Source organism: Amycolatopsis sp. WAC 04169 (genome assembly GCF_003947535.1).
Classification (GTDB): Bacteria; Actinomycetota; Actinomycetes; order Mycobacteriales; family Pseudonocardiaceae; genus Amycolatopsis; species Amycolatopsis keratiniphila.
In genome coordinates this window covers 329892-342464 of sequence record NZ_QHJI01000010.1, presented here as the reverse complement: position 1 = coordinate 342464, position 12573 = coordinate 329892, and the positions used below count along the sequence as shown (strand labels likewise).

Genomic DNA, 12573 nt, shown 5'->3' with positions numbered 1-12573 from the left:
AACCCGGCCCCGGATAAACTCCGGGGGATGACGCCTGAAGCCGACGCGCCACGGCCGGACGGCCGCGCGGCGCGCTGGGCGGGACAGCGGGAGCGCCGCCGGCGGGAATTCGTCGACGCGGCGCTGCGCGCGATCGCCGAGCACGGTCCGGAGGTCTCCACCGAACAGATCGCCGACGAGGCGGGGGTGGCGAGAACCCGGGTGTACAAGCATTTCGACGACGCCGCCGACCTGCAGCGTTCGATCGCCGACCGCGCCGTCCGGCTCATCACCGCCGAGCTGGCCCCGCTGTGGGACCCGAGCGGGACGCCGATGCAGCTGATCACCATCGCGGTGGGCGCGCACACCGGCTGGCTCGCCGAACACGGGAACCTCTACCGCTATCTCGCCAGGCATTCCCAAGCCGGGCGGCGCGGCGGCGACGCCATCACCGACGTCAGGACGGCGATCGCCCGGCAGCTCTCCGTGCTGTTCGAGCACTACCTCGACACCTTCGACCTCGACGGCCGGATCGCCGAACCGCTCGCCTTCGGGCTGGTCGGCCTCGTCGACACGAGTGCCGCGCGCTGGCTGGAGAATCCGGGCGGCCTCGAACTTCCGGAACTCGCGAGCCAGCTGGTGCGGTGGATCTGGCGGGTCATCGACGACACGCTCCGGGAACGCGGGGTCGAGCTCGACCCGCATTCGCCGCTGCTCGTGCCGGGCGGCTGAGCGCTCAGGATGTGGGAGCGGGAATGAATGCCGGCTCGCGGGTGTCAGAGCGATCATGGCCACCCCTTTCGACGACCCCGCCTGGGCTTCGCTGACCGGCCCGCACGCCCATTTCGCGGAGCGCTCCGGCCAGGCCCTGCGTTACCAGGTCGACGTCGCGCCGTTCTTCGCCCTGCCGCCGGAACCGGACGAGGGCGTATGGGCGGACGTCGCCGCGCTGGCGGGGCCCGGCCAGACGGTCACCGTCCACAACGCGCTGCCCGTCCCCGCCGACTGGGAAGTCCTCGGCAGGATCGCCGGGGTCCAATTGGTCGACGTCGCGCTCGAAGCCGCCGAAGATCCCGAAGCGGTCGTGCTGGGGCCCGACGACGTCCCGGAGATGCTCGACCTCGTCGAGCGGACCAAACCGGGCCCGTTCCGGAAGCGGACCATCGAATTGGGGACATATCTGGGAATCCGGCGCGACGGCGAGCTGATCGCGATGGCGGGGGAGCGGATGCACCCGCCCGGCTGGACCGAGATCAGCGCCGTCTGCACCGACCCGGCGTATCGCGGCCAGGGACTGGCGACCCGGCTCATCCGCGCGGTGGCGGCGGGGATCCGGGCCCGCGGCGAACACCCGATGATGCACGCGGCGGCGACGAACACGCCGGCCATCCGGCTCTACGAGTCGATCGGCTTCGAAGTGATCCCGCGGCCGGACTTCGTGATGGCCCGGGTCCCCGGCTCCTTGTGAAGACACGCTAACGAGGGATTTCAGAAACTCGCGATGGACTGAACAGCACGGGCGGGCCAGACTTCGCGCCATGAAGGCATTGGTCAAAGCCGACCGAGCACCCGGGCTGGAACTCACCGACGTTCCGGACCCCGCCGTCGGCCCCGGCGACGTCGCCGTCCGCGTGCTGCGCGCCGGGATCTGCGGTACCGATCTGCACATCGACTCCTGGGACGACTGGGCGGCGCGCACCATCGCCGCGCCGCTGGTCATCGGCCACGAGTTCGTCGGCGAGGTGGTCGAGATCGGCCGGTCGGTGACCACGGTCAAGGTGGGCGACCTGGTCAGCGGCGAGGGACACCTCGTCTGCGGAAGCTGCCGCAACTGCAAGGCCGGACGGCGTCACCTGTGCGCCAGGACCAAGGGCCTCGGCGTGCACACCGATGGCGCCTTCGCGCAGTACGCCGTCCTGCCCGAGATGAACGCCTGGGTGCACCGCACCAAGGTCGACCTCGACATCGCCGCGATCTTCGATCCGCTCGGCAACGCCGTGCACACCGCGCTGTCCTTCCCCGTCATCGGCGAGGACGTGCTGGTCACCGGCGCCGGCCCGATCGGCATCATGGCCGCCGCCATCGCGCGGCACGCGGGCGCGCGCAACGTCGTGGTCACCGACGTCAGCGAGCACCGCCTCGAACTGGCCCGCAAGGTCGGCGTCGACCTCGCGCTGGACGTTTCCTCCGCGACCATCGCCGACGCGCAGGAGCGGCTCGGCATGGCCGAAGGCTTCGACGTCGGCATGGAGATGAGCGGGCGGCCCGAGGCGCTGCGCGACATGATCGCGAACATGTCCCACGGTGGGCGCATCGCGCTGCTCGGCCTCCCCGCTTCCGACGTGTCGGTCGACGTCGCGTCCGTGGTGCTCAAGATGATCCAGCTCAAGGGCATCTACGGGCGCGAGATGTTCGAGACGTGGTACTCGATGTCCGTCCTGCTGCAGGCAGGGCTGGACATCTCGCCGGTGATCACCCACCGGTTCGGCTACACCGAATACGAGAAGGCGTTCGCGACGGCAAGGGAAGGCCGCTGCGGCAAGGTCATTCTGGACTGGACGGAGAACTGATGTACGGCGCGATGCGCGACGACCTCAAGGCCGGGCTCGCCGAGATCCGGGAAGCCGGGCTGTACAAGGGCGAGCGGGTGATCCAGGGACCGCAACGGGCTTCGGTCAGCGTCGGCGGCGGCGACGTCCTCAACTTCTGCGCCAACAACTACCTCGGCCTCGCCGACCACCCCAAGCTGATCAAGGCCGCGCAAGAGGCGCTGGACCGCTGGGGCTTCGGCATGGCGTCGGTGCGGTTCATCTGCGGAACCCAGCAGCCGCACAAGGAACTCGAGGCGAAGCTGTCGGAGTTCCTCGGCACCGAGGACACGATCCTCTACAGCTCCTGTTTCGACGCCAACGCCGGGCTGTTCGAGACGCTGCTGACCGATCAGGACGTCATCATCTCCGACGAGCTCAACCACGCGTCGATCATCGACGGCGTCCGGCTCTGCAAGGCGAAGCGGATGCGCTACCGCAACCGTGACGTCGCGGATCTGGAGGCCAGGCTGAAGGAGGCGTCCGGCGCGCGCTACCGGATGATCGCCACCGACGGCGTGTTCTCGATGGACGGCTACCTCGCGCCGCTCGACGAGATCTGCGAGCTGGCCGAGCGGTACGACGCGCTGGTGATGGTGGACGACTCGCACGCCGTCGGCTTCACCGGCCCGACCGGCCGCGGTACGCCCGAGCTGTTCGGCGTGCAGGACAAGGTCGACGTGCTGACCGGCACCCTCGGCAAGGCGCTCGGCGGCGCGAGCGGCGGCTACACCTCTGGTCGCGCGGAGATCGTCGAGATGCTGCGGCAGCGCTCGCGGCCGTACCTGTTCTCGAACTCGCTGGCGCCGTCGATCACCGCGGCCGCGCTCGCCACGCTGGAACTGCTGGAGTCCTCGGGTGAGCTGCTGGACAAGCTGCGTGCCAACACCGAGCTGTTCCGGCGCCGGATGACCGAAGCCGGCTTCGACCTGCTTCCGGGTGAGCACCCCATCATCCCGGTGATGATCGGCGACGCCGCCAAGGCGGGCAAGATGGCGGATCTGCTGCTCGACCAGGGCATCTACGTGATCGGCTTCTCGTACCCGGTGGTGCCGCACGGCAAGGCCCGGATCCGGACGCAGATGTCGGCCGCGCATTCGACCGACGACGTGAACCGGGCCGTCGACGCGTTCGTGACGGCAAGGTCCATGATGGACGAATGATCGATCCGCGACGGCTGCGCGTGCTGCGTGCCCTCGCCGACCACGGCACCGTGACGGCGGCGGGCCAGGCGCTGCACCTGACGCCGTCCGCGGTCTCCCAGCAGCTGGCCGCCCTCGAAGCCGAGTGCGGCCAGCAGCTGCTCCGCCGCCGGGGCAGGCGGGTCTCCCTGACCCCGGCGGGTGAATTGATGGTGGTGCACGCCAACGCCGTCGCCGCCGAACTGGAACGGGCGCAGGCCACCCTCGCCGCGCTCGATTCCGGTGTCCAGGGCATGGTGCGGCTGGCGAGTTTCGCCTCCGCGATCACGATGGTCGTCGCGCCGGCGATAGCCTCGCTGCGCGCCGGTTCGCCCGGGGTCACCATGCAGGTGCAGGACGTCGAGGGGCACGCGAGCATCCCGCTGCTGCTCGACGGAGAGGTCGACCTGGCGATCACCGAGGAGTACCGGCTCTCGCCACGGACGGATGAAAGCAGGCTCACCCGGTTCCCGTTGTACGTGGAGCCCTTCGACGTCGTGCTGCCCACCACGCACCGGCTCGCCGGAGCGTCCGAAGTGGACATCGACGAGCTCGCCGACGACGAGTGGATCGCGCCGAAACCCGGGAATCCCTGCCGCGACGTGCTGATGATCGTGTGCGCCAATCCGGCGATCCGGCACGTCTCCGACGATTTCCACGCGATCACCACCCTGGTCGCCGCCGGCGAGGGCGTGGCGTTGGTGCCGCGCAACGCCTTCACCGCCGTTCCCGGTGCGGTCGCCGTCCCGTTGCGCGGCGAACCGCCGCTGCGCCGCGTGTTCGCCGCCGTCCGGCGGGGCAGCGCGGACCACCCGTTGCTCAAGACCGTGCTCGCCGCGTTGCTGGACGCGGCGCCCGGTCATGCGAATGCGGGCCGGGGGAGTCGCACTTAGGATCATCCTCACCTGCCGTCGAAGGAAAGACAGGGTGCGGATGCTCCAGATCGATGCCCTCACCTGGATCGTCACGATCGGGCTGGTGCTCGGGCTCCTGGCACTCGATCTCATCCTCGCGGCGGTGCGGCCGCACAAGGTCGGCTTCGGCGAGGCGGTGGCCTGGTCGGTCGGGTACATCCTGGTCGCGGTGGCGTTCGGCGTCTGGCTGACAGTGGCGCACGGTGGCGACTTCGGGCAGCAGTACTTCGCGGGTTACATCGTGGAGAAGAGCCTGTCGGTCGACAATCTCTTCGTCTTCGTGATCATCATGAGCACCTTCGCGGTGCCCGAGGAGCACCAGCACAAGGTGCTCACGTTCGGCATCGTCGTCGCGCTGATCATGCGCGCGATCTTCATCGCCCTCGGCGCGACGCTGCTTTCCTTGTTCTCCTTCATGTTCCTGCTGTTCGGGCTGCTGCTGATCTACACCGGCGTCCAGCTGTTCCGGCATCGGGACGAGGATCCGGACGTCGAGAACAACGTGGTGGTGCGGTCCGCGCGCCGTCTGCTGCCGCTCTCGACCGAGTACGACGGCGGCAAGCTGACCACCCGGGTGGACGGAAAGCGTGTCGGCACGCCGCTGGTGGTGGTGCTGCTCGCGATCGGCGGGATCGACCTGCTGTTCGCGCTGGACTCGATCCCCGCGGTCTTCGGGGTCACCGACGAGCCGTATCTCGTCTTCGCGGCCAACGCGTTCGCCCTGCTGGGCCTGCGGGCGCTGTACTTCCTCGTGAAGGGCCTGCTCGATCGCCTGGTGTACCTGTCGGCCGGGCTCGCGGTGATCCTCGGCTTCATCGGGATCAAGCTGATCCTGCACTGGGCCCACGTGGACATCGACGAGCGTGTTCCGGAGATCTCGACGCCGGTCAGCCTTTCGGTGATCATCGGCATCCTCGTCGTGGTGACGGTGGCGAGCCTGCTCAAGACCCGCAAGGATCCCTCCGCCAAGGCGCATCCGGGCTCGCTGCGCGGCTCCCGTCCCGAAGAGGACTAACGCCAGCCTCGTTCGAGGAGATCGAAGATCCTCTCGACGTCCTCTCGCGGATCCTTTCGGCCTCGGGTGAGTGCCGGGATGTCCAGCACGAAGCGGGCGAGCGCGCGGCAGGCGATGTCTTCGGAGCCGGCGCCGGTCTCCTCGGCGATGGCGGCGCCGAGGGCCGCGGCGTGCCGGGTCCACATGCGCTCGCCGTACTCCTGGAGTGCCGGGGTGCCGCTCACCAGCGCGGTGAACTCGGCGTATTGGGGGTGCGTCGTGATCGGAAGCCAGGTGGCGAGCACGTACTCGCGCAACGCCTCGACGATGCTCTGGCCTTCCTCGCGATCCCTGACGGCGGCGATCAGGCGTGCCTCGCGATCTGCCGACTCGTCGAAGACAAGCGCTTCCTTGCCGGGGAAGTGCTTGAACAACGTCGTCGTCGAGACGTCGGCCGCCTCGGCGATGTCGCGGATGCTGACCTGGTCGTAGCCGCGCTCCAGGAACAGGCTCAACGCGGCGTCCGCCAGTGCCTGGCGGGTGGCCGCCTTCTTGCGTTCACGCCGTCCCGGTGTCTCCATGGGCGCACTCTACCGCATAGGTTGTCGCAGTAACTAAGTTGACTCGTTGCACTTTTTAACTCGTTCTGCTTTTCTGGGTGCATGACGATCAGCATCATCGGAGCGGGTCCGGGTGGCCTGACCTGCGCCCGCATCCTGCAGCAGCACGGCATTCCCGTGACGGTCTACGACCGCGACCCTCATCCCGGTGCTCGAAACCAGGGCGGCACTCTCGACCTCCACGCGGATGACGGACAGCTGGCCCTGCGCGAAGCCGGCCTCCTCGAGGAGTTCTTCGCGCTCGCCCGCCCGGAAGGGCAGGAGATGCGCAAACTGGATCCCTCCGGACGGCTCTTGGCGCACCATGTCCCGGCCGAGGGGGAGCTGTTCAAACCGGAGATCGACCGCGGTCAGCTGCGTGGCCTGCTTCTCGACTCGCTGAAGCCGGACACTGTCCACTGGGGACGGACCCTGGACCGTGTCGAAGCTCCCGGGCTCCTGCGGTTCACGGATGGCAGCACGGTCGAGACGGACCTGATCATCGGCGCCGACGGTGCGTGGTCGCGGGTCCGTCCGGCGTTGTCGGCGGCCGTGCCCGAATACACCGGCATCACCTTCCTGGAGGCATGGTTCGACGATGTCCGGACCGCGCATCCCGAAATCGCCGAACTCGTCGGCCAGGGCAGCGCGATGGCGGCCGACGGCGAGCGGTGCCTTTTCGCGCAGCGCAACAGTGGCGACCACATCCGGGTCTACATCGTCCAGCGGATGCCTGCGGACGGGGCCAGCTCTGAGATTCGCGCGCGACTGCTCGACGCGTTCTCCGACTGGTCGCCGTCACTGTTGCGGATGATCACCGACAACGACGGGCCGTACGTCGACCGGCCGTTGTTCGCCCTGCCCGTTCCGCATACGTGGGAGCACAAGCCGTGGGTGACCCTGCTCGGCGACGCCGCTCACCTGATGCCGCCGCTGGGTGTCGGCGTGAACCTGGCCATGCTCGACGCTTGTGAACTCGCCCTGGCGCTGGCTGGTTCGGCCAGTTTGGGTGAGGCCGTCGCGGTTTACGAGGCGACCATGTTGCCGCGGTCGGCGGAGATCGCGCGGCGGTTGGAGAACGGTGCTGAGGGGTTGCTTGATGTGGATTAGCGCTGATTGCGTTGTCCCGCAACGGTTTCGGAAACTGTCGGTGGCCGGTTGTACGTTCTTGGTGTGGACACTCTCAACGCCACTGTGGCGCTACTCAAGGAAATCACTTCGTCGGAATTTTTGAAGGAGGTCAATGCTTCGCTGGATTCGCTGGGGGATGACGATGCCGTGGCTGTGGCTGTTGCGGCGTCGGAGGGGATCGCGAGGTTGGAGGCTGTTCGGTTTCGTGCTTTGGGGCGGTTGAGTCGGCATCGTGATGGTGTCTCCAGTGTGGTTCAGGAGGTCGCGTTGGCTTTGTCTGTTGTGGATGGTCATGCGGCTGGTCTGGTGTCGACGGCTGAGGCGTTGACGACCCGTCTGCCTCGCACGCTGGGGTTGTTGGATGCTGGGAAGGTGGGTGGTTTCGGGGCGATGAAAGTCGCTGCGGCCACGGCGTGGTTGTCGGATGAGGACGCCCGCGCGGTGGATGCGGTTCTGGAAGATCGGCTATCGGACCGGAACTCTGACCAGGTCCGGAAAGCGGCGAATCATGCGGCGATGATGGCCGATCGTGACGGGGCGGCTCGGCGGGCTGAACGGAATCGTGGCGGCCGTCGTTTGTCTGTGCGGCACGGTGAGACCGGGGTGGCGTCGATCGAGGTCGAGGACGGTCCTGTGGAGAAGGTGGCTGCCGCGTATACGCGGATCGATCGTGAGGCGCGGGCGCTGCGGGCTGGTGGGGAGACACGCACGCTGGATCAGTTGCGTGCCGATGTGGCTCTTGATCTCTTGCTGGGTGGCCCGGGTGGGAAGACCGAACGGTCCGAGGTGTTCCTCTACATGGACTTGAACACCTACCTCGGGCTGAACGACGACCCGGCAGAGATGGCGGGGCATGGGCACATTCCGGCGTCGTCGGCGCGGGAGATCGCTGGTGGGGCGAATACGGTGTTGCGGCGGATCATCACGGATCCGTTGTCGGGGCAGGTTCTCGATCTGGGGCGGGATCGGTATCGGCCTACCGCCGGTCTGGGTGAGTTCGTGCGGGTGCGGGATCGTGAGTGCCGAAGACCTGGGTGTCACCGGGTGGCGCAGGCCTGCGATCTGGATCATTCGGTGCCGTGGCAGTTCGGTGGCCATACCGCGGATACCGAGCTGGTCGATCTGTGTCGCCGTGACCATCGGTTGAAGGACGAGCCTGGTTGGAACTATCGGTTGGGTTCTGACGGGACCCTGACGATCACTACGCCTGCGGGGCAGAGGTATGAGAGCTCGCCTCCGCCGTTACATGAGCCTCGGGCTGAGGAACCGCCACCGTTCTGAGTCGTCGCTGGAAAACGTGGCCGTGTGAGAGCGGACGGCGGTGTCATCTGGGCCCAGTTACCGAGAAACGGCGACGGCTCGCGAGGATAGGCTTCGGGCCCGGACGGCGTCTTCACGTTCGCGATGCCCGCAAGGCAGGGTTACGGCAGTTCGCCTCCGTTGCCGTGGTGTGTCGTCGCCGGAGAACGGCCACGGTGCTCATAACGTTGCGATTCCGGTAACGGTCCCGGCTTGAGTCGCGCCACGATCGGTGGCGTCGTCGGAAAATGGCGAGAACAATGTGGTCGTGTGGGAGCGGACAGCGCTGTCGTCGGGGCTAGGTTGCCGAGAATTGGCGACGGCTCGCGAGAGTGAGGCGTCGGACGGCGCCCTCGCGATCACCACGCCCATAGGACAGCGGTGCGACAGCTCGCCTCCGCCGCTGAATGAACCGAACCGCCGTGCTGAACTGTTGCCGGAAAGTGGCGAGAACCACGTGGCCGTGTGAGAGCCGACAGCGGCGTCACCGGGACTAGGTTGCCGAGAATTGGCGACAGCTCGCGAGAGGGGGCGTCCCCGAGGGACCCGATCGAAGGACGAGCCGGACTGGAACCCTAACGATCGCGCCGCCACCATTCCGAGACATGGCCACAAAACTGTCGCCGGAATTCGGCGACAGTCGTGCTGGTGAGGAGCTCCGCCACAGCCGCGCGCGACTTGCCGAAATCCGGCAACGGGCGGACCGGAACCCAACAACGCAACCAGCCCTCACCTCACAACGGAAGCAGGCACCCCACCAACCTCCAAAGAAGAGCCCCGCGAAGGCTCCCGCACCACCAAAGTCGCCACGAACGTCAACCCGATGCACCCGGTCACCCACCAGAAGAACACGCTCTCGTGCCCAGCCTGCTTCAAGGCCAGCGCGATCGGTTCCGAAAGCCCACCGAACACCGCGGTCGCCAGGGCGTGTGGCAGGCCGACGCCGAGCGCGCGGACGTTGGTGGGGAACATTTCCGCCTTGATGATGGCCGACAGGGCGGTGTAGCCGCTGAGGAAGACCATGGCGGTGATCATGAGCAGGAAGGCGATCCACGGATTCCCCGTCCGCCCCACGAGCGTCATGATCGGCACGGTCAGCAGCATGCCGCCGACGGAGAAGCCGAACATGACCGGACGGCGGCCCCAGCGGTCGGAGAGGGCGCCGGCGACGGGCTGCATGAAGATGAACAGGAACAAGGCGGCGAAACCGATGAGCGAAGCGGTCGGCTTCGGAATCCCGGCGGTGTTCACCATGTACTTCTGCAGGTAGCTGGTGAAGGTATAGAACGCCACCGTCCCACCGATGGCGAGGCCGAGGACGGCGAGGACCTGGCATCGGTGCTCGCGCAGCAAGACCCGCAAGCCGCCAGGCGGCGAACCGGCGGCCGAAGAGCGTTGGAAGTGTTCCGATTCCACCATGCTGCGGCGGAGGTACATCACCACGAGCCCCGCGATCGCGCCGAGGACGAACGGGATCCGCCAGCCCCACGCGTACATCTGCGCCTCGGTGAGCAGCGACTGCATCACGATCATCACCAGCAGGGCCGAGAGCTGCCCGACGGTGATCGAGACGTACTGGAAGCTCGAGTAGAACCCCCGTCGCCGCGGAGTGGCGATCTCGGACAGGTAGGTCGCGCTCGAACCGAACTCGCCGCCCACCGAGAGACCTTGCGCGAGCCTGGCGACCACCAGGATCACGGGCGCGACGATGCCGATCGACGAATAGCCGGGCGTGAGGGCGATGGCCAGCGAGCCGAAGCTCATCAGCGTCACGGAAAGGGTCAGCGCGGCGCGGCGACCGAACCGGTCAGCGTAGAGGCCAAGGAGCCAGCCGCCGAGCGGGCGCATCAGGAAGCCGACCGCGAACACGACGGCCGTCGAAAGCAACTGCGCCGTCAGGTTTCCCTCGGGGAAGAAGCTGGCCGCGAAGTAGATGCTGAACGAGGCGTAGGCGAACCAGTCGTACCACTCGACCAGGTTTCCGAGGCAGCCGCGGACCACGTTCGCGACGACGCCGGGTGTCTTGTGCGGCAAGGGAAGCTCCTTCGCTCCGGGAATGCCGACCATCATGAGCTGTGATCCCTGCGGTTGAGAAATAGAAATCCGCGATGGGCACATACCCGGTCGGCATGGTCTACCCGAGGAAGTCGCTCACCAGGTCGCTCGATTCGGGACGGCACTCGTCGAAGTAGGCGTGCCGCGCCCCCGCGAAGAGATGCATCCGCGCGCCGGGAATCCGGTCCGTCAGCAACGGCGCGTTGGCCACAGGCGCGAGCAGGTCGTCGTCGCCGTGCAGGACCAGGGTGGGCGCGCTGATCTCAGGGAGCACGTCCCAGGCGTCGTGGGTGTTGCTCGCGACGAGATGCCCGCGCACCGCGTGCGGCGGCATGCCGTGCGCGCCCAGCACGCGGTACGGGCCGGGATTCGCCGCGCGCCAGGCGGGCGTGTACATCAAGTCCTCCAGTGTTTCCCGCGCCTCGACGGAGGAGCGTCGCGCCAGGGCCAGCCGCACATCGTTCGAGCGCTCGACCCCGTGTTTGCCGCCCGGCGTGGTGCAGCCGAGGACCAGCCGCCGCACCCGATCGGGATACCGCGCGGCGACCCACTGCGCGACGCGCCCGCCCATCGAAGTGCCGTAGACGTCGGCCTCGCCGACCCCGAGCTCGTCGAGCACGGCGATCACGTCTTCCGCGAAACCCGTTGTGGAGTAAGCGGAATCGGGTGCGTCACTGGCGCCGGTGCCGCGATAGTCCATGGTGATCGTGCTCGGGAAGTCCCCGCGCGTGCGGTCCCACCACGTGTGGTCGTTCGCCTGCCCGGCCAGCAGTACGAGCGGCCGGCCCTTGCCGTGCCACTGGTAGGCCAGCCGGGTGCCGTCGGCGGCGACGGCGTGGCCGGTGCGGGGGAGCGTGCTCATTCTTCTCCTGTTCGGTCTTCCCAGAGCCGCGCCGAGGGCCACTCGCCCTCGCGCACGGTCCGGTGGATCTGCCGGACCAGCGCCCGGGCGACGGCATCGACGGCGGGCGTCACACGCCCCGTCCTCGGCGTGCCGAGGACGACGGTCCGCCAGACCTCCGGTTCACACACCGGAGCGGCGCTCAGGGTGCCGTCGGCGACATCGGCCGCGATGCCGATGCCGGGCAGGATCGTCCAGCCGTGGCCACCGAGCACGAGGCGCTTCTGCAGGGTCATGGCGTTGGTCTGCACGGTGACCTCTGCCTCGGCATCTGCCTCACGGGCCGCGCCGTCGATGAGGGTGCGCAGCGCGTGCCCTTCGGACGGCATGACCAGCGGATGCGCGGCGACCTCGGCGAACGGGACGGGCCGCGCGGGATCGAGCCCGGCCGAAGGGGGCGCGACCGCCCAGAGCCGTTCGCGGACCAGCGGACGGACGTTGAGCGACGGCGTGCTGGTCAGGTTGTAGAGCAGGCTCAGGTCGACGTCACCGTCGTCGATCCACCGCTGAAGGTGCCCGGAGTACGCGGTGAGCAGCCGCAATTCGATACCCGGATGCTCGCGCAGCACGTCCGTCGTCAGTGGCGCGGCGAGTCGTTCGGCGGCGCTCTCCAGCAGGCCGACCGTGACGATCCCGGTGACCACCCCGGGTTTCGGGGCCAGCTCGGCCCGGGCCCGGTCGAGTTCGGTGAGTGCCCGGCGTGCGCGTTCGACGAGCGTCGCGCCCGCCTCGGTCGGGCGCATCCCGTGGCGGGTCCGTTCGAACAACGGCACCCCGAGTTCCTGTTCCAGGGTGCGGATCTGCCGGGTGACCGCGGGCTGGACCAGGTGCAGCAGCTCGGCCGCGCGGGTCACGCTGCCGACCTCGGCGACCGTCACCAACGCCTTGAGCTGCTTGAAGTCCACCCTCGTCCCTTCACATCGCGGACCGGT

Annotated in this window: 12 protein-coding genes; 8 read left to right on the top strand and 4 right to left on the bottom strand. The window is 68.1% G+C overall.

Going from position 1 to position 12573, the window contains the following annotated elements:
• Positions 1-27 precede the first annotated feature (27 nt).
• The 6 genes from DMC61_RS28955 to DMC61_RS28930 all read left to right on the top strand — a co-directional run bounded on the left by DMC61_RS28955 (position 28) and on the right by DMC61_RS28930 (position 5677).
• Positions 28-711, top strand: coding sequence for a TetR/AcrR family transcriptional regulator (locus DMC61_RS28955; protein ID WP_063276892.1), 684 nt, complete (start codon positions 28-30; stop codon positions 709-711).
• Between the two features lie 55 nt (positions 712-766).
• Positions 767-1447 (top strand): GNAT family N-acetyltransferase, encoded by a 681-nt coding sequence (locus DMC61_RS28950; RefSeq protein ID WP_125692936.1) that lies wholly within the window; start codon positions 767-769, stop codon positions 1445-1447.
• A gap of 70 nt (positions 1448-1517) precedes the next feature.
• Positions 1518-2549 carry an L-threonine 3-dehydrogenase gene (tdh, locus tag DMC61_RS28945; protein WP_063276890.1) on the top strand — a complete coding sequence of 344 codons (1032 nt, stop codon included), beginning with the start codon at positions 1518-1520 and terminating at the stop codon, positions 2547-2549.
• Positions 2549-3730 (top strand): glycine C-acetyltransferase, encoded by a 1182-nt coding sequence (locus DMC61_RS28940; protein WP_125692934.1) that lies wholly within the window; start codon positions 2549-2551, stop codon positions 3728-3730. Before tdh ends, DMC61_RS28940 begins: the two co-directional genes overlap by 1 nt.
• Entirely contained in the window at positions 3727-4641 is a 915-nt protein-coding gene (locus DMC61_RS28935) for a LysR family transcriptional regulator (protein ID WP_125692932.1), read from the top strand. The genes DMC61_RS28940 and DMC61_RS28935 overlap by 4 nt, the downstream gene beginning before the upstream one ends.
• Positions 4642-4681: 40 nt before the next feature.
• Complete coding sequence (locus DMC61_RS28930; RefSeq protein ID WP_125692930.1) at positions 4682-5677, top strand: TerC/Alx family metal homeostasis membrane protein; 996 nt, start codon at positions 4682-4684, stop codon at positions 5675-5677.
• Here the strand turns inward: DMC61_RS28930 and DMC61_RS28925 are convergent.
• Positions 5674-6237, bottom strand: a complete 564-nt coding sequence (locus DMC61_RS28925; protein ID WP_125692928.1) for a TetR/AcrR family transcriptional regulator — start codon at positions 6235-6237, stop codon at positions 5674-5676. The genes DMC61_RS28930 and DMC61_RS28925 overlap by 4 nt on opposite strands.
• 81 nt (positions 6238-6318) lie before the next feature.
• On the opposite strand from DMC61_RS28925, the gene DMC61_RS28920 reads away from it, so the two are divergent.
• A complete protein-coding gene (locus tag DMC61_RS28920; protein ID WP_125692926.1) occupies positions 6319-7365 on the top strand; it encodes an NAD(P)/FAD-dependent oxidoreductase in 1047 nt (348 codons plus the stop codon).
• A 63-nt stretch (positions 7366-7428) separates the two neighbouring features.
• Entirely contained in the window at positions 7429-8667 is a 1239-nt protein-coding gene (locus tag DMC61_RS28915; protein WP_370456434.1) for a DUF222 domain-containing protein, read from the top strand.
• A 747-nt stretch (positions 8668-9414) separates the two neighbouring features.
• On the opposite strand, the gene DMC61_RS28910 is transcribed toward DMC61_RS28915, so the two are convergent.
• From DMC61_RS28910 to DMC61_RS28900, 3 genes are all read right to left on the bottom strand, one after another.
• Positions 9415-10755, bottom strand: a complete 1341-nt coding sequence (locus tag DMC61_RS28910; RefSeq protein ID WP_125692924.1) for an MFS transporter — start codon at positions 10753-10755, stop codon at positions 9415-9417.
• Positions 10756-10819: 64 nt separating this feature from the next.
• Positions 10820-11602 carry an alpha/beta fold hydrolase gene (locus DMC61_RS28905; RefSeq protein WP_125692922.1) on the bottom strand — a complete coding sequence of 261 codons (783 nt, stop codon included), beginning with the start codon at positions 11600-11602 and terminating at the stop codon, positions 10820-10822.
• Positions 11599-12546, bottom strand: a complete 948-nt coding sequence (locus DMC61_RS28900; RefSeq protein WP_125692920.1) for a LysR family transcriptional regulator — start codon at positions 12544-12546, stop codon at positions 11599-11601. Before DMC61_RS28900 ends, DMC61_RS28905 begins: the two co-directional genes overlap by 4 nt.
• Between the last annotated feature and the right edge of the window lie 27 nt (positions 12547-12573).

What these genes read in the sequence shown, in the direction of transcription:
- DMC61_RS28955 (WP_063276892.1), top strand. Translation starts at nt 28, where the DNA reads ATGACGCCTGAAGCCGACGCGCCACGGCCGGACGGCCGCGCGGCGCGC.
- DMC61_RS28950 (WP_125692936.1), top strand. Translation starts at nt 767, where the DNA reads ATGGCCACCCCTTTCGACGACCCCGCCTGGGCTTCGCTGACCGGCCCG.
- tdh (WP_063276890.1), top strand. Translation starts at nt 1,518, where the DNA reads ATGAAGGCATTGGTCAAAGCCGACCGAGCACCCGGGCTGGAACTCACC.
- DMC61_RS28940 (WP_125692934.1), top strand. Translation starts at nt 2,549, where the DNA reads ATGTACGGCGCGATGCGCGACGACCTCAAGGCCGGGCTCGCCGAGATC.
- DMC61_RS28935 (WP_125692932.1), top strand. Translation starts at nt 3,727, where the DNA reads ATGATCGATCCGCGACGGCTGCGCGTGCTGCGTGCCCTCGCCGACCAC.
- DMC61_RS28930 (WP_125692930.1), top strand. Translation starts at nt 4,682, where the DNA reads ATGCTCCAGATCGATGCCCTCACCTGGATCGTCACGATCGGGCTGGTG.
- DMC61_RS28925 (WP_125692928.1), bottom strand. Translation starts at nt 6,237, where the DNA reads ATGGAGACACCGGGACGGCGTGAACGCAAGAAGGCGGCCACCCGCCAG.
- DMC61_RS28920 (WP_125692926.1), top strand. Translation starts at nt 6,319, where the DNA reads ATGACGATCAGCATCATCGGAGCGGGTCCGGGTGGCCTGACCTGCGCC.
- DMC61_RS28910 (WP_125692924.1), bottom strand. Translation starts at nt 10,755, where the DNA reads ATGATGGTCGGCATTCCCGGAGCGAAGGAGCTTCCCTTGCCGCACAAG.
- DMC61_RS28905 (WP_125692922.1), bottom strand. Translation starts at nt 11,602, where the DNA reads ATGAGCACGCTCCCCCGCACCGGCCACGCCGTCGCCGCCGACGGCACC.